Annotated in this window: 24 protein-coding genes and 1 pseudogene; 7 read left to right on the top strand and 18 right to left on the bottom strand. The window is 69.4% G+C overall.

Annotation, left to right across the window (positions count from 1 at the left end; genetic code table 11):
* Positions 1–127: 127 nt before the first annotated feature.
* The 13 genes and pseudogenes from AB1578_09720 to AB1578_09660 all read right to left on the bottom strand — a co-directional run bounded on the left by AB1578_09720 (position 128) and on the right by AB1578_09660 (position 14855).
* Complete coding sequence (locus AB1578_09720; GenBank protein ID MEW6488175.1) at positions 128–658, bottom strand: hypothetical protein; 531 nt, start codon at positions 656–658, stop codon at positions 128–130.
* On the bottom strand, positions 658–1281 hold the full coding sequence (rdgC, locus tag AB1578_09715) for a recombination-associated protein RdgC (GenBank protein ID MEW6488174.1): 624 nt from the start codon (positions 1279–1281) through the stop codon (positions 658–660). The genes AB1578_09720 and rdgC overlap by 1 nt, the downstream gene beginning before the upstream one ends.
* A 247-nt stretch (positions 1282–1528) precedes the next feature.
* Positions 1529–2701, bottom strand: coding sequence for a diadenylate cyclase (locus AB1578_09710; GenBank protein MEW6488173.1), 1173 nt, complete (start codon positions 2699–2701; stop codon positions 1529–1531).
* Between the two features lie 280 nt (positions 2702–2981).
* A complete protein-coding gene (locus AB1578_09705) occupies positions 2982–3494 on the bottom strand; it encodes an acyl-CoA thioesterase (GenBank protein ID MEW6488172.1) in 513 nt (170 codons plus the stop codon).
* On the bottom strand, positions 3487–5127 hold the full coding sequence (locus AB1578_09700) for a methyl-accepting chemotaxis protein (protein MEW6488171.1): 1641 nt from the start codon (positions 5125–5127) through the stop codon (positions 3487–3489). The genes AB1578_09705 and AB1578_09700 overlap by 8 nt, the downstream gene beginning before the upstream one ends.
* 154 nt (positions 5128–5281) lie before the next feature.
* Complete coding sequence (gene hflX, locus AB1578_09695; protein ID MEW6488170.1) at positions 5282–6901, bottom strand: GTPase HflX; 1620 nt, start codon at positions 6899–6901, stop codon at positions 5282–5284.
* A 126-nt stretch (positions 6902–7027) separates the two neighbouring features.
* The gene (hypB, locus tag AB1578_09690) at positions 7028–7693 is read right to left on the bottom strand and encodes a hydrogenase nickel incorporation protein HypB (GenBank protein ID MEW6488169.1); all 666 of its coding nucleotides are present in this window, start codon (positions 7691–7693) and stop codon (positions 7028–7030) included.
* Positions 7690–8028 (bottom strand): hydrogenase maturation nickel metallochaperone HypA, encoded by a 339-nt coding sequence (locus tag AB1578_09685; GenBank protein ID MEW6488168.1) that lies wholly within the window; start codon positions 8026–8028, stop codon positions 7690–7692. Before AB1578_09685 ends, hypB begins: the two co-directional genes overlap by 4 nt.
* A 371-nt stretch (positions 8029–8399) precedes the next feature.
* Positions 8400–10597, bottom strand: a pseudogene (locus AB1578_09680) (hypothetical protein).
* Positions 10594–10998 (bottom strand): HEPN domain-containing protein, encoded by a 405-nt coding sequence (locus tag AB1578_09675; GenBank protein ID MEW6488167.1) that lies wholly within the window; start codon positions 10996–10998, stop codon positions 10594–10596. Before AB1578_09675 ends, AB1578_09680 begins: the two are co-directional and overlap by 4 nt.
* Complete coding sequence (locus AB1578_09670; protein ID MEW6488166.1) at positions 10995–11321, bottom strand: nucleotidyltransferase domain-containing protein; 327 nt, start codon at positions 11319–11321, stop codon at positions 10995–10997. Before AB1578_09670 ends, AB1578_09675 begins: the two co-directional genes overlap by 4 nt.
* A complete protein-coding gene (locus tag AB1578_09665) occupies positions 11318–11539 on the bottom strand; it encodes a DUF2281 domain-containing protein (GenBank protein ID MEW6488165.1) in 222 nt (73 codons plus the stop codon). Before AB1578_09665 ends, AB1578_09670 begins: the two co-directional genes overlap by 4 nt.
* Before the next feature lie 28 nt (positions 11540–11567).
* Complete coding sequence (locus AB1578_09660; protein ID MEW6488164.1) at positions 11568–14855, bottom strand: DNA methyltransferase; 3288 nt, start codon at positions 14853–14855, stop codon at positions 11568–11570.
* A gap of 424 nt (positions 14856–15279) precedes the next feature.
* Between AB1578_09660 and AB1578_09655 the strand changes: the two genes are divergently transcribed.
* The 3 genes from AB1578_09655 to AB1578_09645 all read left to right on the top strand — a co-directional run bounded on the left by AB1578_09655 (position 15280) and on the right by AB1578_09645 (position 18207).
* Positions 15280–16560 (top strand): IMP cyclohydrolase, encoded by a 1281-nt coding sequence (locus AB1578_09655; protein MEW6488163.1) that lies wholly within the window; start codon positions 15280–15282, stop codon positions 16558–16560.
* 76 nt (positions 16561–16636) lie between these two features.
* Positions 16637–17809 carry an aminotransferase class I/II-fold pyridoxal phosphate-dependent enzyme gene (locus tag AB1578_09650; protein MEW6488162.1) on the top strand — a complete coding sequence of 391 codons (1173 nt, stop codon included), beginning with the start codon at positions 16637–16639 and terminating at the stop codon, positions 17807–17809.
* Positions 17810–17922: 113 nt separating this feature from the next.
* A complete protein-coding gene (locus tag AB1578_09645; GenBank protein ID MEW6488161.1) occupies positions 17923–18207 on the top strand; it encodes a hypothetical protein in 285 nt (94 codons plus the stop codon).
* 20 nt (positions 18208–18227) lie between these two features.
* Here AB1578_09645 and AB1578_09640 read toward each other — a convergent pair whose 3' ends face one another.
* The 3 genes from AB1578_09640 to miaB form a co-directional block, all read right to left on the bottom strand.
* Positions 18228–19211, bottom strand: a complete 984-nt coding sequence (locus tag AB1578_09640) for a methyltransferase domain-containing protein (GenBank protein ID MEW6488160.1) — start codon at positions 19209–19211, stop codon at positions 18228–18230.
* A 43-nt stretch (positions 19212–19254) separates the two neighbouring features.
* Positions 19255–19758 (bottom strand): bifunctional nuclease family protein, encoded by a 504-nt coding sequence (locus AB1578_09635; protein MEW6488159.1) that lies wholly within the window; start codon positions 19756–19758, stop codon positions 19255–19257.
* Between the two features lie 134 nt (positions 19759–19892).
* A complete protein-coding gene (miaB, locus tag AB1578_09630; GenBank protein MEW6488158.1) occupies positions 19893–21227 on the bottom strand; it encodes a tRNA (N6-isopentenyl adenosine(37)-C2)-methylthiotransferase MiaB in 1335 nt (444 codons plus the stop codon).
* A 225-nt stretch (positions 21228–21452) separates the two neighbouring features.
* Here miaB and AB1578_09625 point away from each other — a divergent pair, with 225 nt between their 5' ends.
* Complete coding sequence (locus tag AB1578_09625) at positions 21453–21662, top strand: dodecin family protein (protein ID MEW6488157.1); 210 nt, start codon at positions 21453–21455, stop codon at positions 21660–21662.
* Between the two features lie 52 nt (positions 21663–21714).
* Here AB1578_09625 and AB1578_09620 read toward each other — a convergent pair whose 3' ends face one another.
* Positions 21715–22254 carry a DUF882 domain-containing protein gene (locus AB1578_09620; protein ID MEW6488156.1) on the bottom strand — a complete coding sequence of 180 codons (540 nt, stop codon included), beginning with the start codon at positions 22252–22254 and terminating at the stop codon, positions 21715–21717.
* A 467-nt stretch (positions 22255–22721) separates the two neighbouring features.
* On the opposite strand from AB1578_09620, the gene AB1578_09615 reads away from it, so the two are divergent.
* Positions 22722–22859, top strand: a complete 138-nt coding sequence (locus tag AB1578_09615; GenBank protein MEW6488155.1) for a hypothetical protein — start codon at positions 22722–22724, stop codon at positions 22857–22859.
* Positions 22860–23035: 176 nt separating this feature from the next.
* Positions 23036–24448: a DHH family phosphoesterase gene (locus AB1578_09610; GenBank protein ID MEW6488154.1), complete on the top strand. Its 1413-nt coding sequence runs from the start codon at positions 23036–23038 to the stop codon at positions 24446–24448.
* Positions 24449–24610: 162 nt separating this feature from the next.
* Here the strand turns inward: AB1578_09610 and AB1578_09605 are convergent, their stop codons facing one another.
* Entirely contained in the window at positions 24611–24886 is a 276-nt protein-coding gene (locus tag AB1578_09605) for an HU family DNA-binding protein (protein ID MEW6488153.1), read from the bottom strand.
* Positions 24887–25450: 564 nt separating this feature from the next.
* Between AB1578_09605 and AB1578_09600 the strand changes: the two genes are divergently transcribed.
* Positions 25451–25639, top strand: a 189-nt coding sequence (locus AB1578_09600) for a hypothetical protein (protein MEW6488152.1), incomplete at its 3' end; no start/stop codon positions are given.

Below are 25639 nucleotides of genomic sequence, written 5' to 3'. Positions count from 1 at the left end.
CCTGACCCCTGACCCCTGACCCCTGACCCCTGACCCTTAGCCCCTGACCCCTAGCCCCCAGCCCCCAGCCCCCAGCCCCCAGCCCCCAGCCCCCAGCCCCCAGCCCCCAGCCCCCAGCCCCCAGCCCCTAGCCCCCCTCCTTCTCCGCGATCCAACGGCTCATGGCGGGGACGAGCCGGTCGGGCCACTCGGCGGAGATCCGCAGCGCCGCGAACTCCGCAAAGAGCGCGTCGACCACGGCCAGGCACTCGTTGACGTGCCCCAGGCGCACGAGCGCCGTGGCGTGCCAGTCGTCGCCCTCCTCGGCCAGCACCTTGGGCACGGCGATTCCCGGCAGGTCAAGCGTGTCGCCCCGGAGCAGGAGGCGGTACTCCCGGTCCTCGCGGATCAGGCCGAAGCGGGCCTCCTGGAGCTTCTTCCCCACCTTGAGGGCCGCCGCGGCCTCCCCGGACCTGGAGACGTCGCCCTCCTTGAGGATGTTCTCCTTGCTCTCGGTGTCGAGGCTCCCGAGCATCATGCGGTCTTCGATCCAGAGGGTCACCGGGCCCAGGCCCTGGGCCTCGAGGACGCCACCGGAAGTTTCGATGCGAAACCACAGCCAGGTGAGGAACTCGTGGCCCCAGAAGGCCTTCTCCTCGAGGTTCTTGAGCACGTCCATCACGCACCTCCCTCGGGCCGGAAGACCGACGGCACCACCCGGTCGACAATTTCCGCCTTCTCCTGCCCCAGGGCGCGCAGGGCCAGCAGGTAGGGGAAGAGGGGGCGGAGCTTCACTGCGAAGGTCTTCTCGAAGAGGGCGCGAAAGGACTCGTTGAGCCGCTCGCCGGTGCTCCAGAAGAGCACCTCGCCCCGGTTCAGGTCCCAGGACAGGTCCGTCCCCTGGCAGGAGGGGATCGCGCGCTCCAGCAACTGCCGGCGCACGATGGCTTCGATCTCGTCGCGCTCGGCCCGGCTCAGGTCCTCCCGGCCGGACTTCAGCCGCCACTGCGCCTCGAGCTTTCGGCACTCCTGCTTCAGAAACCGGGCGGGAATGCGCTTGGTGTCCACCCGGAAGGTGAGGTTCACGGTGTGTTCCACGAGCCACCGGTCCAGGGGCAGGCTCGGGTCGAACCAGTCGTCCACCGGGGCCCATCCCAGCACCTGCTCCCGCTCGTCGTCGGGCGCGAAGTCGCGAAACGCGTGGGCCTGGATCGCCTCTTCGTAGGCCGCCCGAAACCCCTGGGGGAGCTCCCCCAGCACCTGATACCGGCGCAGGCGGATGCCGCCGCTCAAAATCCCCATGCCGTTTCTCCTGTCTTCACCGGGCTCGCTGCCTCGCGCCTTATACGGACCCGGCGCCGGGCTGTCAACCTGCCGCCCTGGCCCCGATCCCCTGCCCGGACCCGTCGCCCCAGCGGGAATGCGGGCTTTCCCTCAGCCCCTCGAAGCGCGACGCCCCCCCATTGCCTCTCTCAAAATCGAAATCGAAATCGCAGTCGCAATCGATATCGATGGGAAGGGCGCATCCGGCCCCGGGGCGGGGTCCCGGTCACCGCGCGGAAGGGGGCTCTTCGGGGCGGCGCAGGGAGATGCGGACCTGGGAGGGAGATACCCCGAGCACCTCGATTCCCGGGGGGAGGTCCACCCGGTCCAGGGTAACCTGGAAGGTGCGGCGGCCCAACTGGGCCAGGAAGGCGTCGATGCGTATCTTGAACGCCTCGGGGGGGCTCAGGTACACGGCCCGGCGGGACCCCGCCACCGTCACCTCCACCCGCTCGGGCTCCACCGACTCCAGCACGTATCCCACCGGGAGGTTCTCCACGGCCACGGGAGCCAGCCGCACCGCCTCCACGGTGCTGGCGCCGGGAACGAGGAGGAACCACAGGCCCGACGCCAGGGCGAGCGCCAGCGCCCCGTAGGGCCAGGCCGGCGCCAGCAGCCGGCGCCACCCCCGGGCGGTTTCGGGCGCCGCGGCGGCTGCCTGGAACTCCGTCACCACCGCGGCGAGCTCGTCGGCATCCCGGACCCGGCGCAGGGTGGCGTCGCGGGCCACCGAAACGGTACCCCGTTCCTCCGAGACCACGAGGCAGAGGGCGTCGGTGCGCTCGGCCAGCCCCAGGGCGGCTGCGTGGCGGGTCCCCCCCGGCCCCAGCTCCGCCTGGTTCGTAGAAAGGGGCAGATGGCACCCGAACCGGACCACCCGGTCCCCTTCCACGAGCACCGCGCCGTCGTGGCCGGGGGAGTGGGGGTCGAAGAGGCTCAGCAGGAGGGCCTCGCTCACCCGCCCACCGAGGGGGACGCCCCCCTCCAGGTGGCGCTCCAGGGGCTCCTTGCCGGGCAGCACCAGGAGCGCGCCCGTGCGCTCCTGGGCCATCCGCCACACGGCCCGGACCAGGTTTCCCGCCCCATCGGCGTCGGCGAGCGGCCCCCGCTTGCCCGCGCTCCAGGCGCCGATCTGCTCCAGGAGGCGCCGGAGGTCTTCCTGGAAGACCACGACGATCAGGATCAGGAGCACCGCGGAGAACCCCTGGAAGATCCAGGCGGTGAGGTTGAGCTGCGCTTGCCGGGCGAACAGGTACACCGCGGCCAGGACCGCAAGCCCCAGAAACGCGAAGAAGGCGCGGGTGCGCCGGAGCCACAGCAGGATGCCCCAGAAGAGGAGCGCGGCCAGGGCGATGTCGGCCAGGTCGCGCCAGTAGCTCAGGAAGTGGGAGATGGCCATGGGTGTGCTCCTGCGCCTTCCTTCTACTTGAGGAAGGCAGGCGGAGCAAGGCCGCGGGGTTCACCAGGATCCACCACCTGGGTGGCAAGCTGGGTCCGGGAGCCCTTGCGCTCCGCCCCGTAATCCGCGATGTTCGGAGGCAGCGTAGCCGAGGGAGCCGGCGCGCCGAGCCTCACCGGTTTCGGCCTCGCTGCTGCGGTCGGTCGAGGCGGTACGGGGCCCTGACCAGTGGCCAGGACTCCCGGACCCCGCCCTAAAGATTTGGTGGTGGATTCTGGGCTCAGCCGCCGGCAGGCGGCTTGAGGAGTCCGCTCTCGTGGAGCACCTGGCGGGTGCGGGCCCGCTCCTCCCGGCGCCGCTGCCCCGCTTCCCAGCGCCGCCGGTCGTCGTCGGTCTCGAGGGCGAGGCCGGGGACCGGGCTGGGGCGGCCGGCTTCCCCCAGGGCCACGAAGGTCAGGTACGCCGAGGCGGTGTGGCGCACCTGGCCGGTGCGCAGGTCTTCGGCCTCGACCCGAACCCCCACCTCCATGCTCGACCTCCCCACGCAGTTGACCGAGGCCTTGAGGACCACCAGGTTGCCCACGTAGACGGGAGCGTGGAAGTCGATCCGGTCGATGCTCGCCGTGACCACGTTGGAGCGGGCGTGGCGGATGGCCACGACCCCCGCGGCGTCGTCGATCATCTTCATGATCTGGCCGCCGTGCACGTTGCCGGCCGGGTTGGCGTGGTGGGGCTGCATCATCTCCGCCACCTCCACCCGGGTCTCCGAAACCTTGCGCTCGGCATCAGCCATCTTCGTGCTCCTCCCCCGCGCTCGCCGTCTGGAGCAGCGCCGCCTCCTCCCGAATGCCGTCGGCCCGGGTCACGAGCTCCTTGACGATGCCGTGGAGGCCGTCGAGGCTCTCCCGGGTGCTCGTGCTCGAATCGCCCACCTCTCCCAGGGCGGCCTCCAGGGCGGCGGCGGTTGCCTGCTGGCTCGCCAGGAGCCGGTCGATCCCCTCCACCTCGCTGCGGAAGGAGCCCATGAGGTCTGCCGTGTTGTGCCCCGCCTCCCGGTGCCGCGCCGTGGCGGAACGCACCGACTGGGAGAGGGCCGCCAGGGTTTGAATGAGCTCCTGGACGCGGTTCATCTCGCGCAGGCTCTCGGTCAGGGTACCGGCGACCGAGTGGAGGTTCTGGTTCACCTCGCCCGCCGCGCTAACCATGGTGGCTGCCTTCTCGTCCGTGCCCTGGGCGGCCCGCACGATCTCCCGGGACTGCCCCACCGACTGGTCCACGGCCTCGGCGATCAGGTCGAGCTGCCCCACGGCCTCCCGGCCGAGCTCCTCCCCATCCTCCACGGCCTCCAGGTTGGCCGAGAGCGCCAGGTTGGCGGCGGCAATGTTGGACTGGATGAGGCGGATGAGCTCCTCCACGTGCTTGGTGGACTCCCGGGTGCGCCGGGCCAGGCTGCGGATCTGGTCGGCCACCACCCCGAAGGCCGCGCCCCGCTCCCCCGCCTGGGCCGCCAGGATGGCGGCGTTGAGCGAGAGCAGGTTGGTCTCTTCGGCCACGTCGGTGATGATGCCGATGACCCCCTCGATCTCGTGGGACTGCCGGCCCAGGGCCTGGATGGACTTCATGAGTTCCACCGAAGACTCCCGGATTGCCTTCACGCCGGCTCCCACCTGGTCCACCACCTCGCGCCCCCGGCGGGCCGACTCCTCCACCCGCTGGGCCAGGGAGAGGTTCTGGTCGATGCGGCGGCGGATATCCCCCATGGCCTCGCCCACCTGGCTCACGAAGGCCGTGGTGCGGTCGCTCGCCTCCGAGAGCAGCGAGACGCTGTCGAGAACCCCCGAGAGGGCGCCGTGGATCTGGAGAACCGAGGTGGTGGCCTCCTCCACCGAGCGGTTGAGGGTCTCCGCCCCCTGGAAGAGTTCTTCCGTGCTCCCGCCCATGCTCTCCAGGTACTCCACCCCGCGGCCGCTCGCGGCCAGCACTTCGCCGGCGTGCTGCCCCACCCGGGTCATGGCCTCCTGCATCGCGGCCAGGCTCTCCCGCGCCCCCGAGACCGCCCGGTCGAGGGTGTCGATGACCCAGGCGATGAGGGTCGCGTGCTCCTGCACCTGGCGCACCACGTCGCGGGCCGCCGAGCCGTGGGCCTGGACCCGCCCCACCAGGCCCCGAAGCTCGTCCATGAGCGGTATCTGGGGGTGGTCGTCGTGGGCCTCCACCTGCTCGAGCAGCTCCCGGAGGCTCCGGGCGTGGGGCAGCCGCCGCCCCCGCAGGTGCAGCAACAGGGCCCCTGCTGCCCCCAGCGCCCACACCGCAGCCCCTGCCCCGGGGCTTCCCGCCGCCGCCAGGGCCCACGCCCCCAGGCCCGACGCCGCCCCCAACCCCGGGACCACGAAGGACATCAACCGCCACCTGGCCTGCGCTTCCATCACCTCTCCTCGGACGCCGGCCCCCCCTGCGCGGTACCCTTCGGCACTCCCGCTCATTCCCTTGAGCTGTCCACGACCTGCGGTCGCCCCGAGGGACGAAGCGCAGCAGGCTCACCCTCACCCCAGGCCCCTCTCCCATCGAGGGCGAGGGGATTCAAGGAGAGGGATCTTCTGCAGGGGCCGAATCCTCGCCGGGCCAGAAGCGCCGCTCCAGGGCGTCGAGCAGGGGACCGAAGCTCTCCCGGCGGCGGGCCGAGAGGGGAATGGCCCCGTGGGTCGACGCCAGCGCCTCCCCTTCCCCCGCAGGCAGGAGGTCCACCTTGTTGAACACGCGCAGCACGGACTTCTCTCCCAGCTCGAGCTCCACCAGGAGCTTCTCCACCGCCGCGATCTGCTCCTCGAAGGCGGGGTTCGAAGCGTCTACCACGTGGAGCAGGAGGTCCGCGTCCTGAAGCTCCTCGAGGGTCGCCCGGAAGGCGCCCACCAGGCCCTTGGGCAGGTCCCGCAGGAAGCCCACCGTGTCGGTGATGATGACCTCCCGCTCCCGGGGAAAGCGCAGGCGCCGGGTGGCGGTGTCGAGGGTGGCGAAGAGGAGGTCTTCCGTGAATACCTCGGAGGCGGTAAGGGCATTGAGCAGGGTCGACTTGCCCGCGTTGGTGTAGCCCACGATGCTCACGATGGGCACCCCCGCCCGCACCCGGCGCTGGCGTCGCTGGGAACGCCCCCGGGCCAGCTCCTTGAGCTTTCGTTCCAAGGCCGAGATCCGGTCGCGGATGCGCCGCCGGTCCATCTCGAGCTTGGACTCGCCCGGCCCCCGCCCCCCCACTCCTCCCATCAACCGGCTCATGGCCGTGCCCTTGCCCGTGAGGCGCGGCATCAGGTACTTGAGCTGCGCCAGCTCCACCTGCACCTTCCCGTCCTGGGTGTGGGCGCGGCGGGCGAAGATGTCGAGGATGAGCTGGGTGCGGTCGATCACCCGCACGTCGGTCAGCGCCGAGATGGCCCGCACCTGGCCGGGGGCGAGCTCCTGGTCGAAGATGAGGAGGTCGGCCCCCTTCTGGAGGGCCGAGGCCACGACCTCGCGGATCTTCCCTTCCCCCATGAGGTATTTCGGATTGAGCTGCCGGGGCCGCTGCACCACCGCGTCCACCACCTCGACGGCGGCCGTGCGGGCGAGCTCCCGCAGCTCCTGGAGACGGTCCTCCACCTGGTGGCGCGGCGCGGTGCTCACGCTCACCAGGATGCCCCGGTCCTTCCCCGCCCCCCGCACGGCCAGGGAGCGCACCTGGCGGGCAGCGATCTCCTCTTCCAGGGAGGCCACGAAGGGCCCGAAGTCGAGGCGAAAGGCATGGAAGTCGGCCGGAGGGAGGAGCCGGTAGGTCTCGCCCGCCGGGTTGGGGGGCAGGAGGTGGGCCACGTGGAACGTGCCCGGCCGGCCCTCCGGGGTCACGCCCAGGGCCGCCATGGCGTCCAGGCGCAGCAGCGTCAGGTCGGCCAGGTCGTCCTCCGAGAGGGGCTCCTGGCGCAAGTGGGTGTGCACGCACCGCAGCCCCCGCAGCTTTCCCCGCCCCAGCCCGTGGTCCGAGAGGTCCGGGATGACGATCTCGGTGTCGTCTCCCACGATCACGTGTACCACCGCTCCCTTGCGGTCGAGGATGAGCCCGAGCTGGCGGCCGGTCTCCCGGCTGAGGCCGGCCACGTAGGCGGCCAGCTCGGCCGTGACGAGCTCGTCGGCGGGGACCCGGCGGCGGTAGATGCGCTCGAGGGCGCGCACCTGGCTCGGCTTGAGCCCGGTCAGGTTTCCGTGTACCTCTGCGATGGCGAAACCTCCTTGAGGGGAGCGTTGCGGGTTGCACTCTGCACGTTGGGGGGCCTTCTCCAACACGCAACGAGCAACGCGCTACGCGCGACTGCCCGCCCGTTCTTCCAGATACCCCACCCAGGCCTCCAGCCCCTCGCCCGTGCGGGCGCTCAGCGGAAAGACCCGAAGGGCGGGGTTGATGGCGTGCGCGTTGCGGATCAACGCGCCCAGGTCGAACTCCAGGTGGGGCAGCAGGTCGGTCTTGGTGACCACGAGCAGCGACGCCGCGTGGAAGAGCGCCGGATACTTGAGGGGTTTGTCCTCCCCCTCCGTCACGCTCACCAGGGCCACCTTCTCGTCCTCCCCCAGGTCGCAGGTCACGGGGCAGACGAGGTTTCCCACGTTCTCCACGATGAGCAGGTCCAGGCGCCCCCCGGCGCGAACGATCAGCGACGAAAACGCCCGGCGCACCATTGAGGCGTCCAGGTGGCAGGCTCCGCCGGTGACCACCGCCTCCACGGGGACCCCGGTGGCGGCGATCCGGCGCGCGTCGTTCTCGGTCTGGACGTCGCCCTCCACCACCCCCACCCGCAGCCGGGCCGCCAGGCGCCCCAGGGTGGCCTCCAGAAGCGCGGTCTTCCCCGTGCCCGGGCTCGAGATCAGGTTTACCGCGTAGGCCCCGGCCGCGCGGAAGAGCCCCCGGTTGGCCTGGGCTAGGACATCGTTTCGCGCCAATACGCTTCGCTCGACGGCAATCTCCCTCACGGGTCCTCCACCTCGATCTCCGCCAGGGAGAGCTCGTCCCCCGCCACCAGGTCCGAGCCGAGCCCGCCGCATCGGGGGCAGGGGTCGAAGTACCCGGCCCCCGGGTATTCCTCCCCGCAGCTCCCGCAGCGAAAGGCCGGCTCCACGGCCTCGATCTCCACGCGGCATCCCGCCAGGGGCGTCCCTTCCCCCAACGCCTCCAGGGCGAAGCGCAGGCTCTGGGGCTCCACGCCCGACCACCGCCCCACCCGCAGGCGCAGGCCGAGAATCCGCGTGGCGCCAGCCGCCTCGGCCTCCTGGGCCGCCAACCGCGCCACCTCTGCGGCAATCCCCATCTCGTGCACCCGTGCCTCCTCCCAGAGCGCCTTATAGGCCGGAGGACGCGGAAGTGTCAACGAGACCGGGCGCCACCGACGGGAGGAGAGAAGCAGGCGGGGAAACCCTCCCCTGTTCGGTCCCAATCGGTATCGCTATCGGTATCGCTATCGGCATCGGGGGCGACTTCGATACCGATACCGATACCGACCTTTTGGAGGAGGGGAGAGATCTCCGGGGGAGCACTTCGTTTTCGGGCTCTCTTCCGGATCATGTGGGTCAATCCACCCCGGGCAGCGCGATCGCAGCGTGCGCCCGGAGGATTCGGGGTGGGCCCGGGGGCGGGCGCACACTGTGCGCTCCTACGGGTGAACCAGCCATACTCTCGGGCTCAGCGGCTGAGCGCCTCCAGCTCTCGCCCCAGCACCTGCGGGTTCCGGCACACGTGGAAACCCCACGTGCCTAGCTTCCCCCAGTTGTTCACCGCCGACACCCACCGGCGAGCCGCCTGATGTTTGGCCTTGGTCTGGTCGTCCTCGAAGCCCTTGATCTCCAACACGAGGGTCAGGCCGTTCTTCAGGCGCACGAGGTAGTCGGGCACGTAGACGTGGCTCGCACCCAGGTACTCGTAGGGGACCGTGCACTCCAGGTGGTCATTGCGGGCTTAGAACGCCACGTGATCCGACTGCTCCAGCCGAAACGCCGCCGACTGCTCCCACGTCGCGGTGTCGAGCACCACCTGGTTGACGTGGCTCTTCTGGGTGCCGCAGCAGGAGCGGGTCGTCTTGAAGTTCACCTCGCCGGTGGAGCCGATGGGCTTGTAGCGGTTCAGGATCGGCAGGAGCGGCGGCTCCCCTTGGCTCTCGTCGGGCTCGATGGCGTCGATGAACCGCTCCACGATCCGCTGGACGTAGGTCTCGAGCCCCAGCTCCCGGCGGTCCTCGCCGTTCCAGTTCACCTTGCGCGACACGTACTCTTCCACCAGCCGGTACACCTGGGGGAAGAGCTGGTGGCGCGAGCGGAGCTTCAGCTTGGGAGTTCGGCCCGCCACGCCCTCGGTCAGCGACCACACCACGCGGCGGGCGATCTCGAACTGGATCGTCTGGAGGTGTGTGCTCGCGTAGAACTCGCGCCGGTCCTGGGGCAGCGCCTCGAACCCGCCGAGCTTCGGGCTCCCGGTCTGGTGGCCCACCTGGGGCTTCACGAACACGGCGGTGGGGGTGCGGTTGGGCTCGATGGTGACGGGCTCCATGCTCCCCACGTCGGCCCGGATGAAGTTCGACTTCAAGGCGAACGCGAAGCCCTCCACCACCGGGAAGCGAATCTCGAAGTGCCGGCGCTCGTCCATCGCGTGGACGTGGTTCTTCGGCCGATCCACCGGAGTCGGGGTCCCGGTCTTTCGCCCCTTGAACGGGACGATCGAGAAGGGCACGCCGTACACGTCGACGTACTCCTCGGTAAGGCACCCCGTCTCCGGGTCGACGGTGTAGTCCATGCGGCGGAGGCCCCGGCCGATGACCTGCTCGCACAAGAGCTGGCTGCCGAAGGCCCGCAGCCCCAGGATGTGGGTCACGTTGTTCGCGTCCCACCCCTCCGAGAGCATCTGCACGCTCACCACGCAGCGCACCTGCTCGCCGGGCTTCCCGACCTTGCCCACGGTCGAGACGATCTCCCGGAGCTGCTCCGCTGCATCGGAGCGGCTCCCGCGCGGGTCCTCGCTTTCGGCCTTGGCCAGGAGCTTCGAGTCGATCCGCAGGGTCGCGAGCCGGCCCTCGGCGTTCGAGAAGTACTCCCCGAAGAGCTTGCCCGTGCCGTACACGGTCTTGGTCTTGGCCTTGCCACCCCGCTTCCTGCGCGGCCCTTCCTCCTCCTCCACGTCGTCCGCGTCTTGCGACGGCACCTCCACCGTCTCCTCCCCCGAGATGTTCTTCGCGAACACGGAGGCGATGTCGGTGTTGTCGCAGACCACGATCATCACGGGCGGCACGCGCTCCTGGCCCGGCGCGGCCTCCTCGAAGTACTCGAACCGCTCCTTCCACTGCCCCATGAGCGTCGCGAGCGCGTCCTCGGCCTCTCGCCAGACCACGTCGGGCTTGGGCTTGCCGCCGGGGAGCTTCTCTCCGGGCTGGAGGTTGTCGCAGATATGGCGCCACAGGGCGAAGTACTTGGGCTCGGGCCGGCCGGTGGTGTCGCTCACCGGGAGCCGGGGGATCTTCACGATGCCCGACTCGATGGCGTCCACGAGAAGAAGAGCCGCCGCAGCCGGTCGTCCCGCGTCCAGTGCCGGAGAAGCTCCCGGGTCACCGTGCTCGCCCCGTCCCAGCCCTTCTCGCGCCACGCCTTCACGTCGGCGCGCAGCGCGTTCACCAGCGGCAGCTCGTCGCGCTCCTCCTCGGCGAAGAGGCTCATCTGCGAACTGGCCGTGGCCTGGGTCTTGTACCAGTAGCTGGCCGGCCGGCGGCCCGGGTGGCGGTAGGGCTCGCCCGTGTCGGTCCGGTATACCCAGTGCTCCGTCGGCTCGGCGAAGGGGCTGCACAGGATGGGCTTGTTGACTGGTTGGATGGGGAGGTCTTGTTGCTCGGCCTTCATGGCTCGGCCTCGTCGCTCGCCAGCGCCGCTTGGACCTCCGCGACGAAGGTCCGCGCCGCAGCGAGCAGCTCCTGAACCCGCTCCGGCTCGGGGCTCACGAAGTCCCGGTAGTCGCACTTGTTGCGCAGGTCGAAGGCGATGTCGAGGAACTTTGCGACTTCCACCGGGATCGTGCCCGGCTTGACGAACTCGCGGTGGAACGTCGAGATAGCGCCGGAGTGCTTGGCTGCGCTCAGGCCCCGTGAAGCCAACAGGGCGAGCACACCGTAGAACATGGCGTAGTAAACCCGGTTCATCGCGCCGCGGTGTTTTTGGCTCGCCAAGAGGATCTCTGCTTCTTCCAGCGCCTCTCGCGCCTCGCCGAGCCGATACTGCACCAGCGCCCTGATCTCTTCCGTCACAGCGTTACCCCCTCCCGCTCCACGGTCTGGTAGAAGGGCGTGGCCTTCGTCAGCGGCGATTCTGCCTCTTGCCGCGACATGACGACCGGCGCGAGGAGCGTGTCGTGCTCGAGGCCCGCGTGGAAGCAGATCTCATACACGGCTCGCTCCACTTCCCAGTCCAGGGACTCGAGAACGAAGAGCACGTCCACGTCCGACTCGGCATCTGCCGTGCCCCTGGCCTTCGAGCCGAAGAGCCGAGCCGTCACGAGGGAAAAGCGCCTCGAGATTTCTCTCTTGGCCTCCTGAAGCGCGGCTTCTTCGTTCTCCGCTAGGAGCCTCATGGCTCGCCCGCTCGGCATCTGGCGATCTCGTGTTGCAGGCCCACCGACGTGTGCTCGCCAAGGTTTTCGAGCGCCCCCGCCCAGGAAAAGCAAGGTTTGGTTCTGTGCCTCTTCCCGGCGCGCTGCAGGAGAAACTCCGCGAAATCAAGAACCTCTGACTGACTCTCTGCCGGCAGCTGCTCCAGGAGCTCTTCGATGCGCCTTCTCTGCGGTTCCATCTCCTGCCTCCCACCTCAACGGTTCGCCTCACGAATCATCCCCGTACCCCATCTTGCCATCCAACCGGTGCACCCGCATGGCCTCGTTGCCCCGCGGGTCGATCACCTTCACCGCCGCCCGCTTGTGCCTGCCGGCCGGGAACGGGAGCGAGGTCGTGCCCGAGAGGGCATCGAAGGCGCCCTCGTCCACCACGCCCTTGAGCGCGCGGGCGAGTCTTTGCCACGCGGTCTTGTCGGGGAAGAAGGCCTGGGTGATGCAAAAGGTCCGGCCGTCGTAGTCGGTGTCGAGGAACCAGGCCGCCACCTTCGAGGCCCCCGTGGGGAGGATCGTGTTCTCCACGGGGTTGTAGATGTCCACGCCCTCCATCTCGATCGTGAACTGGCCGCTTTTCCCCTCGCGCAGCTTGGTCCGCGGCAGGCCGAAGACCGTGAAGAGCTGGCTCCCCGCCGTCTCCTTCAAGAGGTCGCCCATGTTCACGTCGGGACGGATGTGGGCCAGGTGGCACCGCACCCGGGGGTTCGGGTCTTCCTGGAGGATCGCCTGAGCAGCGGCGTCGAAGGAGAAGCCGGCGAAGACCACGTCGTCGAAGCCGCGGCGGCTCGCCACCGGGAGCGCGTTCTCCACCTGGTAGGCCGTCACAGGCCCGAACTGTGGGCCGAAGGACACGGCGACCGATCGGACGCCTTCGTCGGGCGGGGCTTGCCCCGCCGCATCCTCGGTTTGGTCACGGCGGGGCAAGCCCCGCCCTACGTCTGCCGACTGCCACTCTCCCTCGGCGTGCAGGTGCTCCGAACCGGGGCTCGCCTCCAGCCGGACGAAGGTCATGGCCTTGTTGTTGGGGAACCGGACACCGTCGGCCCTAAGCAGGCCGATCATGCGGTCGAGGTAGGCCTCAGCGTTCACCGCCTCCCCGCCTGGGACCGGATCAGCCCCAGGACCGGCGAACGTCTCCAGCTCCTCGGGCTCGCCACCGATGGGCGTCTCGGCCGAGAGGGACTCCTCCGGCGGCATCACGGCCTCCCTCGTGAACGGCCCAGACACCCGGACCACGCCCTTCACCGCCTCGGGCTGGTCCACCAGCTCCTCCTGCTCGGCGTTGGCCGCGATGCAGGCGTTCACCTCGTCCATCTTCGCCCGCCACGCGGCCCGGTACTCCGTGAGGGCCGCCCGCAGCGCAGCGGGCCACTTCTCGTCGGTGTCGAAGGGGACCTCCCACTCCTTCCAGGCGGTCTTGGGCAGGTTCCACCGCCGCCGGTCCGCGTCGGTTACGGCTCGCTTGCCCTCGCGCTTTTCCTTCTCCAGGAGCTTGGTCTGGAGCCGGCGGCGGACGTCCGAGGTGACGGTTGCCAGAGCCGCGTTCAAAGCCGCTAACCTCTCGGCCAGCACCGGCTCGTGCCGGGCGAAGATCGGGTCCAGCGCCGTGTTCTGGGCGATGCTCTTGAGGGTGATGTGGGGCACGGTCTTGTAGACGAAGCCCTTGGAGGGGTCGGTGCCGTCACCGCCTTCGCGGACCCTATGGAAGGGAAACGTGGCCGTCAGCAGCCGCTGGCGGGCCAGGGCGAGGGCCACCCGGCTGGTGTCGATCGTCACCCACCGCCGGCCCCACTGCTCGGCCACGTAGGCCGTGGTGCCGCTGCCGCAGGTGGGGTCGAGGACGAGGTCGCCGGGGTCCGTGGTCATAAGGAGGCAGCGTTCAATGACTCTTGGACTTGTCTGTACTACATATAGCTTGTCTTCCCCAAAACCACTTTGGCGCGTGTCGTCCCAAATATTGTTTGCTGGTTTCAAAGGGAAGTCTTTCAAGTACCTAACGAAGCCGAGAGTGTTCCCTTGCCCGACAAGCCGCTCCGCCCTATCCAAGCGCGTCATGCCCAATTTGTTAGTAGACCATCCGCGAGCACCCGGCGAAAACTTACAATCACAAAAGTCGTATAGGAAAGTAGTAGTCTCTGAAGGGGTTTGCGAAGTCAATGGATTGGGCCGAAATACCGCCCAACCCTCCTTCGCTAGTCTTGTCACTTCACCAGAAGAGTTGGCCCTAATTCGCCGACCGTCTGCGAATTCAAGCCACCGAAGGTTGTAATCTTCCTCGGGAGTCCGTTCCTGGAATGCTTGCGCGTACTTTATTCTATCAACGTCCTTCGCGTACCAAAGTAACATGTCACAGGTAGTGTCGAGAAGACTCGATGCCTTTCCGGTAGTCTTTCTGAATACAATGACGCTGCAAGAATTCTGGGAGCCAAATACGTCGTCAAGAAGGTTGCGTACGCGGTGCAGGTTCTCTTCGCTAATTTGGACAAAGATGCTTCCCGAGTCCGCCAGCAGTTCTCGGCACAGCACCAGCCGGTCCCGAAGGTACGCCAAATACGAGTGCACCCCCAGAGTCCACGTGTCTCGGTACGCCTTCACCATCTCGGGCTCGCGGGTCAGGTCCTGCTCCTTGTCCTTGACGTCGCGCTTGCCGATCTCGGGTTGGAAGTTCGAGGCGAATTTGATGCCGTAGGGCGGGTCCATGTAGATCATCTGGACCTTGCCGGCGAGGCCCTCGCGGTGGGCGAGGCTGGCCATGACCTGGAGCGAGTCGCCCAGGATCATGCGGTTGGCCCAGTCCACGTCGTGCTGGTAGAACTGGACCGCCTTGGCGTACTCGAGCTTCGGGTCGGCGAAGAGGTCGCGCTGTACGTCCTCCCGCGCTGCGACCTTGAGGATGGCTTGCGTGGCCACCCGCTCGTGGATGTGCAGGGCCACGGGGTCGACTGCGAACCCCTTCTTCTCCCGCTTCCCCGCCCACTCCAGCCACGGCTCCTGGATGCGCAGCGCCTCGGCCAGGGTCCGCGCCTCCTCGGCCGTCAGGGCCCGCGTCCGCGCCGCCTCCAGGAGCTCCGGCAGCTTGTCCGGCCCTGCCGTCGGGTCGAACCGCAGCACCGGCGGCAGGTGCGGGTTGTACGCGTACTCGATCTTCCGGGCCTCCTTGACCTTGCCCTGGGCGGCCAGGCCGGCGGGAGGGATGTTCTTGCGCGTGGCGTCGTGGCGGTAGTCGAGCACTGCCGGTCCGGCTTCGTCGCCGCCCTTGGCCCTCCGCGGCTTCCTCTCCTTCGTCGCCGCCGGCGCCAGGGCCAGGGCGGCCTGCCCTGCCGTGCCCTCCGGAACCCCTAGCAACTCGACGATCCGCCGGGCCTCGTCGGGGCTGGGCGCCTCCTTGCCCGTCTCCCAGCGGGACACTTTGCCCTGGCTCGTCCCCAGGGCCTCCCCGAGCTGACCCTGGCTCCAGCCCCGGGCCGCACGCGCCTGCCTGATCCAGTTCCCCTCTCTCACCAGGACTCCTCCTCAACCTCGCCGCACGGGAGGGCGGGCGAAAAAACAAGAAAGCCACCGGCGCGGTGGTGCTTCCGCTCCCGGTGGCTCTGTGCCCCTGCACGCCGCGTCTGGTTCCCTGCCCCGGGCGGTGGGCTGCCTGCTGGGGGATCGTACGTCCCAGGTGCCCGAAGTGTCAACGAGAACCGGGCCCCCGGAAGCCGCCAACGGGAGGAGCGAAGCAGGCGGGGATCATCACCCCCGTTTAGTCGAAATCGAAATCGAAATCGAGATCGAGATCGAAATCGGACCCGACGTCGATCTCGATTTCGATTCAGTGGAGGTGGGGCGAGACCTCCTTGGGGGCACTGCCTTTTCCGCGTGCGGGGCCCTGTGGTATAGGACACCGGCGCGCCGACCCGAGCGGCCACCACAGGAGGCCTCGATGCCAGAGCTCAAGCAGATGTACCGCACGGTGATGGACGACCACTTCCCCGACCGGATGACCATTTCGTTCGGGGAGCAGACCCTGGTCTACCGCAAGCGCACGTGGAAGCTCCCCGACGAGGGGGGGCTCCTGGAAAAGGGCCTGCGGTACGGGGAGAACCCGGGCCAGGAGGCCGCCCTCTACGAGCTCGTGGCGGGCAACCTCGTCCTGGGGGAGTGCCGCTTCATCGAGCCCGGGCTGGGGCTCGTCTCGGCCCTGGCCGAGGAGCACATGCTCCAGGCGGGAAAGCACCCGGGAAAGACCAATCTCACCGACGTGGACAACGGCCTCAACATCCTGAAATACCTGATGGAGAGCCCCACCGCGGTCATCCTCAAGCACAACAATCCCAGCGGCGCCGCCCAGGCCGCGACCCTGGAGGAGGCCTACCGGCGGGCCAACCGGGCGGACCGCATCGCGGCCTTCGGAGGGGCCCTGGTGGTGAACCGGCCCCTGGACCGGGCCACGGCCCAGGCCGTGGCGGAGAACTACCTGGAGGTGGTCGCAGCCCCGTCCTACGAGGAAGGCGTGGTGGAGATCCTCAAGCGCCGCAAGGACCTGCGCATCCTCGCCGTGCCCCGGCTCGACCGCCTGGCCGAGTACCGTTCCCGGCGGTTCGTGGAGTTCAAGTCGCTCGTGGACGGCGGGCTCATCGTCCAGCAGTCGCCGCTGAACGCCGTCCACCGGGTCGAGGACTTCCAGCCCGCCGTGGCCAAGGTGGACGGGGCCGAGGTGCGGGTGGCCCGCCAGCCCACGGCGGGCGAGCTCGGCGACCTGCTCTTCGGCTGGTGCGTGGAGCAGGGGGTGACCTCCAACTCGGTGCTCTACGTGAAGGACCGGTGCACCGTGGGCATCGGCACGGGCGAGCAGGACCGGGTCGGGGTGGCGGAAATCGCGGTCTTCAAGGCCTACACCAAGCACGCCGATGCCCTGTGCTTCGACCGCTACGGCGTGCCCTTGAAGGACCTGGAGCTTCGGGTGGCCCGGGGACAGGAGAAGCTCGAGCGGGTCCAGGAGCTCCAGGAAGAGACCGCCCGGGCCAAGGGTGGACTGGTGGGCTCCGCCATGATCTCCGACGCCTTCTTCCCCTTCCGCGACGGCGTGGACGTGGGCCTTCGCGAAGGCGTGACCGCCGTGTGCCAGCCCGGCGGCTCCAACCGGGACGCCGAGGTGATTCAGGCGGTGAACGAAGCGGGGGCGACGATGGTGTTTACGGGTCAGAGGTGTTTCAAGCACTAATTTGCCCGTTGTCCGTTGTCCGTTGTCCGTGGTCCGTTGGAGTTGACGGATTCCCGGTTTGCATGCAGAGGCGGTCATGCGCGTTTCGGAGAAGGCTTCGCGGTTTACCGAGTCGGTCATCCGCGAGATGACGCGGCGGGCGGCGGCGCACGGGGCGGTGAACCTGGCCCAGGGGTTCCCCGATTTCCCCTGCCCGGCCGAGCTCAAGGATGCCGCGTGCCGGGCCATCCAGGCCGACGTGAACCAGTACGCCGTCACCTGGGGCGCCAAGGCCTTCCGCGACGCCCTGGCGGAGAAGACCCGGCGCTTCCTGGGGATCGAGGTGGACCCCGAGGCCGAGATCACCGTCACCTGCGGCTCCACCGAGGCCATGGTCGCAAGCCTGCTCGCCCTGGTGGACCCGGGGGACGAGGTGGTGGTCTTCGAGCCCTTCTACGAGAACTACGGTCCCGACGCGATCCTGTGCGGCGCGGTGCCCCGGTACGTGCCCCTGCGCCCGGTGTCGCGCGGCGGGGTCCCCGGCTGGGAGTTCGACCCGGCGGAGCTGCGCGCCGCCTTCGGCCCCCGGACTCGGGCGGTGATCCTCAACACCCCCATGAACCCCACGGGCAAGGTCTTCACCCGGGCGGAGCTCGCGGTCGTGGCGGACCTGTGCCGGGAGTTCGACGCGGTGGCGGTGACCGACGAGATCTACGAGCACATCACCTTCGACGGGGCCGAGCACGTGGCCCTGGCGACGCTGCCGGGGATGAGGGAGCGCACCGTCACCATCGGGGGGCTGAGCAAGACCTACTCGGTCACCGGCTGGCGCATCGGGTACGCCGTCGCGCCCCCGGCGCTGACGGGGGCGCTTCGCAAGGTCCACGCCGTTCTCACGGTGGGCGCCGCCGCCCCCCTCCAGGAGGCCGGAGTGGCGGCGCTTGGCCTTCCCGAGGCCTACTATCGGGACCTCGCCGCCCTCTACCGGGCCAAGCGAGACCGGTTCCTGCCCCGGCTCGAGAAGGCCGGATTTCGCTGTTTCCGCCCCCAGGGCGCCTACTATGTGATGGCCGACATCTCGGCGCTCACCGCAGTGGACGACGCGTCCTTCGCCGCCGGCCTGGTCCGGGACGCGGGGGTGGCGGTGGTGCCCGGCTCGAGCTTCTTCTCCCAGCCGGCGCTGGGCCGAAACCTGGTGCGGTTCTGCTTCTGCAAGAAGGACGAGACCCTCGACGAGGCCGCCCGGCGCCTGGAGAAGTGGGCGGGGTAGGCGGGCCGTCATGGTGCCCGGTGACGGCGCAAGGTCCGGACCGCCCCCCGAGGCCGCGCGATGCCGGCTCGGGGCACGGGCCGGACCCGGAGCCATCGGCAGCAGGAGGACAGATGAAGGAAAGCTGCGCTGACAGGGGAGACACCGCGACGCTCTCCCTCACCCTCCAGGGCCGCCACCTGGCCTACCTGGAGCGCCTCGCGGAGCAGATCCGCCAGACCACCGGAGCGTCCCTGAATCCCGGCGACGTGGTACACAGCCTGGTGGAGGCGCTCAGCGAGGCCGCCGCGGTGCGCCCCTCGGCCATTCGCTCGGCCGCTGACCTGACCGAGCTCTTCTACCGCCGGTTCACCCAGCAGGAGGACGTCCGGCACGACCGCGATCGCATGCGGCCCTGACGGAGCCCAAGGGGAGCCGGTCAGCGGGAGAACGGGCCGAAGTGCAGGGAGTGGTCCCCCACCAGGGTGAAGTGGGGGGAGAGGCGGGAGACCGCCAGAATGCGCGCCGTGTTGCCCCCGACCCGCAGGGCGCGGCCTGCCTCGAAGAAGTTGCCGGCGTCGAGGCGGAAGTGGTGGTGGCAGCCCGGGATGGTGCCCAGGTAGCGGGCGGCCTGGCCGTAGTCCTCTTCCCCGTCCTCCAGCTCCCGCACCTTGAAGAGCCGGAAGGTGACGGCCCAGAACCGCATCCCGCCCAGCCGGCTCTGGAGGTCTGGGTCGGCGAGCTGCAGGGGGCTTCGCTCCACGATGCGGGGGTCGGCGAAGCCGGCAGCCCGGGCGAGCCGGGAGAAATCGCCCACGTAGAGCACCCGCCCGAGCTGCTCCCGGTCCACCTCCGGGTCCGTCGCCACTGCTGCGGCCAGGCGCCGGTCGGCGTAGACGTCGGCGAAGTAGAACTCCCCCCCGGACTTCAGCACCCGATACACCTCGCGCAGCACCCTCAGCTTGTCGGGCATGAGGCCCAGGGCCCGGTTGGAGATGACCACGTCGAACCCCTCGTCCTCGAGGCCGGCGTGCTCCAGGTTCTCGATGTTGGCCTTGCGAAACGCCACGTTGGGCTCGCCGTGGCCGAAGCGCTCCATGGTGGCTTCCACGTGCCGGCGGGCAACCGCCAGGAGCTCGTCTTCCCGGTCCACGCCGAGCACGTAGCCCTGGGGCCCCGCCAGGGCGGCGCAGAGGAAGACGTCGCGGCCCGTGCCGCACCCCAGATCGAGGATGCGCCGACCCTCGATGGCCTCGGGGATGGGCGAGCCGCACCCGGAGAAGAGCTCGGACACCTCGGGGGGGATCTTCTGGAGGATTTCCCGAAGCCTGCGGGGCGGTTCTCCCGGGGCTGCGGCATCCGGGGCGGGAGCAGCAAAAGCCTGGCCGAAGCGGTGTCTCGTCACCCAGTACGCGCTCTCCATGTCGGCCTCCCGGACGGGGGGTGTCCTGCGCCGGAAACGGGCTTCACATCTTGTACTTCCCGAAGGCGTCCGTGTCGAGCTTCTCGAGGAACTCCTTCCAGGCGTCCTCGTCCTGCTCGCCCTCGCCGGGCTTGGCGTCCTTCACCTGGACCGAGCTCGCCCGGCGCAGCACCCTCTCCTCCGCAAAGATCCGGGCCCGGGTGCGAAGCGCCAGGGCCAGGGCATCGGAGGGGCGGCAGTCGATCAGCCGCTTGCCCCCGCCGGGCAGCTCCAGGTGGATCTTGGCATGGAAGACGTTGTCCTCCATCGTGTCCACGTCGATCCGGGGCACCGAAGCCCCCAGCTCTTCCAGGAGCATCTTCATGAGGTCGTGGGTCATGGGGCGCGGGGGTTCGGCCCCCTCCAGGGCATAGGCGATGGCGGCCGCCTCCAGGAGGCCGATCCAGATGGGGAGGGTGTAGTGCTGCTCGGCGTCCCGCAGCAGGACGACCGGGCTCTTGCTCTGGGGGTCCAGGGCCACCCCCGCCACCTTCATTTCCACGTACACCGGTCTCCTCCTAGCGAGGGTTCGCCCCCAACTGTCGAGGCGTGACGGTTCGTTTCGTTTGAGCCCGGTCGCAATCGAAATCGCGATCGGGGTCGGCATCGATTTCGATTTGGACGGTGCATCAAGCCCCGCCGTCAGCTCGGCGGTCCCGCGGCCTCTCCCGTCATCGAGTGGACGCCCGCCTCCCGGATCCGCACCGGGACCTCCCGCCCGGCCCACGTATGATCGCCGGCAAAGTTCACGATCTTGTTCTCGGGGGTCCGCCCCATCACCTGGGCGCCCCCCGCGCGGCTCGGCCCTTCCACGAGCACGTCGCGCAGGTGCCCCTCCAGGTCGCGGTTTCGGCGCAGCGTGTGTAGCTGCTGCAAGGCGAGGAGCCGCGCCAGCCGCTCCTCCCGCACGGGCTCCGGCACGGGGTCGGGGAGGCGGGCGGCCACGGTGCCCGGCCGGGGCGAGAACTTGAAGCTGAACACCCCGTCGAAGACCACCTCCTCCATGACCCGCAGGGTCTCGGCGAAGTCCCCCTCGGATTCCCCGGGGAAGCCCACGATCAGGTCCGAGGTGAGGGCGATGCCGGGGCGGGCCGCCCGCAGCCGGCCCACCAGCTCCAGGTACTGGGACCGGGTGTACCCCCGGCGCATGCCCTCCAGAACGCGGTCCGACCCCGACTGGAGGGGCAGGTGCAGGTGGGGCATGAGCGCCGGCACCTCGGCGAAGGCCCGGATGAGCCGCTCGGAGAGATCCTTGGGGTGGCTCGTCGTGAATCGGATGCGCCGGATGCCCTCTACCCGCGCCACCCGCTGCACCAGCTCCGGGAAGTCCGCCTCGCCCCTGGGCTTCTGGCCGAAGGAGTTGACGTTCTGGCCGAGCAGGGTGACCTCCACCACGCCGTCGGCCGCCAGCCGCTCCACCTCCGCCACGACCTCGGTGGCCGAGCGGGAGACCTCCCGTCCGCGCACGAAGGGCACGATGCAGTAGGCGCAGTAGTTGTCGCAACCCTGCATCACGGTCACGTAGGCCCGCGGGCCTCGGCCCCGGGCGTGGGAGTAGAGGGTCTCCAGGGTGGCGGGGTCGTCGGCCATGCGGGTTGCCACCGCCCGCCGCTTGGATTCGCGCACCGTGCGGAGGAGCTCGGGCACCTCCTGGACGTTCTGGGTCCCGAACACCAGGTCCACGAAGGGCGCTCGCCGGAACACCCGCCGCCCCTCCTCCTGGGCGACGCACCCCCCGACCCCCAGCACGAGGCCCGGTCGCTCTGCCTTGAGCGCCCGGTACCGCCCGAGCTGGGAGTAGACCTTCTGTTCGGCCCGCTCCCGGACCGCGCAGGTGTTCACCAGGATGACGTCCGCGTCCGACGCCTCGGCCACCTCCAGATGTCCGTCCTCCTCCAGCAGGCGCGCGAGCACGCCGCTGTCGTGGTCGTTCATCTGGCAGCCGAAGGTCTGGATGAAGAAGCGCAGGCGATCCATGGGTCTTCCGGAAGGTGACGAGCGAGAGGGTAGGCTATCACGCCTTCCGGCAGTCGGAAAAGGTGACTCGGCACCCGTGACTCGGCACCCGGCACCCGACACGTGGCACCCAGCACCCGGCACTCGGCACCCGGCACCCGGGCTGCCGTCTTGACAGGGTTCGAGGAGTCGCTAGGGTTCGAGGGGAGTCCTGCCCCCTGCCACCCCTCGCCCCAGGAGGACGCCATGGCCGTCGCCCGCGTGACCGAGATCGTCGCCGCTTCGCCCAAGAGCTTCGACGACGCCATCAAGAGCGGCTTCCAGCGCGCCGCCAAGACCCTGCGCAACATCACGGGATTTCACGTCGCCGAGTGGCGCGCCAGCGTAAAGGACGACGTGGTGCAGGAGTATCGGGTGACCCTGCGGATCACCTTCCTCCTGCAGGATACGCTGTAGCCGGCCCCGCGGCCCGACTCGACCCGGGCCAGGGTGCGATAGCCGGGAAGGGTCAGCCCCTCCAGAACCGGACCCGGCCCGTGTCGATGTGGACGAAGTCCCGGTAGATGCCCACGCCTCCCGCCCCGAGGGAACGGGCGGCCTGGGCGATGCGGGCGTTGGGCGTGCCGGGGATGGCAAAGTCGATGGCCAGGCCCTGGGTGTGCAGGCTCTGCTTGGCAACCTTGCGGCCCAGGCGCCGCAGGAGGTCGTTGTAGGTGGGAGAGCGGTACCCGGAGATGACCCGGATGCGGGCACGGGTCCCGAGGGTCCGGTGGACCTCGCACAGCACCTCCACGGCGGCGGGGTCGATGTCCGCCACCTCCCCCGTGTGATGGCACCGGAAAAATCGGTTCAGGGCCGCCACGTTCCGGGCGGCTTGCCGGGAACCGGGTCGGCTGGGAAAGTCCAGGTTCTCCCCGGTGTGGATGTTGTGGAGTCCGATGATGCGGGGGGGTGCCTGGGTGGCTGCGAGGACCGCCTGGGGCGCGAGGATCGCCGCCCCCAGGGCTGCGCAAAACGTCCGTCGCGAAAGGGAGTGTTCGTCGGGCACTGGTCGGCCTCTCCTTGCTCGGTTGCCCCATCCGCCGCGGCGGCCCGCAGGCCGCCGTCTCCTAGGATGTTCGTTTCGGCCATCCGGGGGTCCGGCTTGAGGATCGGCTCGCAGCGGCCCCACCGGATCCCTCTCACCGACTTCTAACCCCCGTCTCATTCGCCCCTCACCCCAGGCTGATAGTCTTCCCTTCGAGGGGCGGAGCGGCGGCGCCGGAGGGTCGCAGCTCCGAAGCCCGCACCCAAAGCGCTCCACCCCTCATCCTCCTCCTTGGGAAACGGGACCGCCCCCGCGGTCCCGTTTCTTTTTCCTGCCCCGGGAAAGCCGCCCGCCCAACGGGTCGCGGGAACGCCTGCCGCAGAAGAGGCTTGCGTTCTCCCGGCGCCTCATGTAAACGGCCCCTCGTGCCGATGTGCTTTCGTACCCGGCGGCAGCGCCGCCATCCCAGGCACCGAGGAGAACCTTCTATGCAGCTTACCCTGGTTGTGTTTGGCCTGGCCGCCCTGGCGGTGGCCATGTGGTCGTGGAACGAGGACGGCGAAGCCCGTCCCTCCGAGAAGGTCAGCCCGCCTGCCGGAGCACCCGAGAAGCACCGCACGGAGTAGCCCCCCCGCCGGCCGACACCTTATACCCCTTCCTCCCCCGCCGGTACAACCGATTCCCCTCCTCCGGCCGCGCCTTCCAGGTGGTGTGCGGAGAGCTGCGCCGGTTTGACACTGCCGGACCCCAGCCACTAGACTACGCGCTCTTGGGGAATCCCCCGACGCCGAGGCCCCCGTTCATGCGCATCCTCCTGGTGACCCAGACGGAGGTTCCCCTCCTCCTGTTCCCGGCAGAATCGGGGGAAGACCAGTGCGTGGTCGTCACGGACGACAAACGCCTGGCTGCGCGGGCCCGTCACCGGGGTTTTCGGGCGGCCACCGGCAACCTGGCAGACCCCGGCCTCTTCCGCCGAATCAAGCTCTGTTCCCAGGACAGGCTCCTCCTGCACATTCCCCATGCTCCGCTGCTGCGCCGCTGCCTCCACGTAGTCCTCCAGGCCAACCCCGAAGCCCCCGTGACCGTGCTCCTCGACCCCCGTGCGGAGCCCCCGGAGCGGTGGCAGGACGAGGTGCTCTTTCTTCCCAGCACCCGCCTGGGCGCGGTGTGCCTGCGGTCCGAGATGGAGAAGGCGGCGACCCGGCGGTCCCTGGCGGCCATCCGCACCCTCTTCAAGGGGGCGGAGCGCATCCTGCTCCTGGTGCAGGACGATCCCGACCCCGACGGCCTGGCTTCCGCCCTGGCGCTTCGCACCCTGCTGGGCCGCAACCGCCTCTCGGCAGTGATCGGGTCCTTCGGAGAGGTGAAACGTCCGGAAAACGTGGCCATGGTCAACCTGCTCGACATCCAGGTCCAGCGGGTCCAGACCGCAGACCTGGCGGCCTACGACCGGGTGGCCCTGCTGGACGTGCAGCCCTTCCACTCCCCGGAAATCCCCACCCAGGTGGATCTGGTGATCGATCACCATCCCCGGCGCACCAACTACACGGCCCGCATCAAGGACGTGCGCCCCCGGTACGGGGCCACCTCCACCATCATGACCGAGTACCTGCTGGCGTCGGACACCCCGATCTCCTCGCGGCTGGCCACGGCGCTGCTCTATGGGATCAAGACCGACACCCAGTTGCTGGGGCGCGACACCACGCCGATGGACGTGTCGGCCTTCGCGAGCCTCTATCCCCTGGCGAACCAGGGCCTCCTGAGGCGGATCGACCGGCCCCAGTTCCCCCGGGGGGACCTGCCTGCGCTCAGCCTGGCCCTTCAAAACGCCCACATCCTCGACGACATCCTCTTTGCCCACATGGGCCCCCTGACCCGGGAGGACGTCATCCCCTACATCGCCGACTTCTGCCTCGAGATGGAGGGCGTGGAGTGGTCGGTGGTGTCGGGAGTGTTCGAGGGAAGGCTCATCGTCTCGGTGCGAAATTACGGTGCGGCGCGCAGCGCCGGCGAGGTCACCAAGGCGGCCTTCGAGGTTTACGGCAGCGCGGGCGGCCACAAGGCCATGGCCAAAGCCGTGGTCCCCCTGAAGCAGGTCCCCCTGGACTGCCTCGACCACGAAAGCTGGGTTCGGGACCGCTTCCTGGTGGCGCTCTACGAGAAGCCCGGCGGCAATGGCGCCGGGCGGGCCGTTGCGCCTTCCGACGCCGACTGATGCACGTAGGGGCGACGCATGCGTCGCCCCTGCAATCCCGCGGCGACCCGCCGTCCCGTACCTTCCTCCCCCCTGCAGTCGGAGACGGCTTCCGAGGAAACGCAAAGGAGCCCCCGCAGCCGCTGCCGCGGGGGCTCCCCGGTCCTCGGAGGAGGAACGCGCCTACTTCTTCACCTTGTCGGCGAGGCGCTTTCCCGCCTTGAACCGCACGGCCTTGCGGGCCTTGATCTTGATGGGCTTGCCGGTCTGGGGGTTGCGCCCCTGGCGGGCCTTCCGCTCCACCGTGCTGAAGGTGCCGAAGCCCACCAGCGAGACCTTCTCACCCTTCTTCAGCGCCTGCTCCATGGCCGAGATCGCCCCGGCGAGGGCCTTCTCGGCAGCAGCCTTGCTGACCCCGGCGCTCTCCGCCATCTTTCCCACCAGCTCCTTCTTCGTCATTCCCCTACCTCCTCTCGCTGTGGGCTCTCGGAGCCCGTGGTGAATCGGTCACAGCCTCGGCGCAGCCCCCGGCCGCTCACCGGTTCATACCCTCCGTCCCCTCCCTCCATGGACTTCCCCCCGCCGGAGAGGGCTCTGCCGGCACCCCGCGGAAGGCGGGAATTCGGGAGTTTCTTTGCCGAAGACACGTAACACAGCGTTTGCCGCGGCACAAGAGGCTTTCGTCCTCGCGATGCGCATTTTTCCGCTCCCGGCGGGCTAGAGCGGCCGGCGGACCCGGACGCCGGGAGCATGGCGGTGCGGTCCCGCGGCGGTCGGCGCCTCCGGATTCGAGGGTCCGAGCTCGGGGCAGGCCGCGATTTCCGGCGGAGAAAGACGGCACGGAGGCTTTCGCTGCCGTCCCGCAGTGGGGCTCCCGGACCCCGCTTGCAGCCCAGGAGGCGGATCCGGGTCGGCGTGGCGTATTGGATTGTCCGGCGACCGGGTGTATAAGGGGCCCTCCTGCGGCCCGGCCGCAATCCCTGCCCGCTCGGGGTTGGGAGCACCCCATCCTGGAGGTCCACCGTGAAGCGCCGCCTCGTCTCGTCCTTCCTGGCTGTCACCCTCGTCGCCGCCCTGGCCGGCTGCAAGACCGAAGCTCCCCGCTCCGCGGCTCCACAGGCCGCCGCGCCGGCCGCCTCGGCGCCCGCACCCGCCGCCTCGGCCCCTGCAGCGGAGGCCCCCGCCGGCATGCCCGCGGGCCCCCCCCGCCCC

The organism is Thermodesulfobacteriota bacterium, assembly GCA_040756475.1.
GTDB lineage: Bacteria > Desulfobacterota > Deferrisomatia > Deferrisomatales > JACRMM01 > JBFLZB01.
Note: the sequence above shows the minus strand (reverse complement) of the source record. Positions and strands in the feature narration are given on the sequence as shown.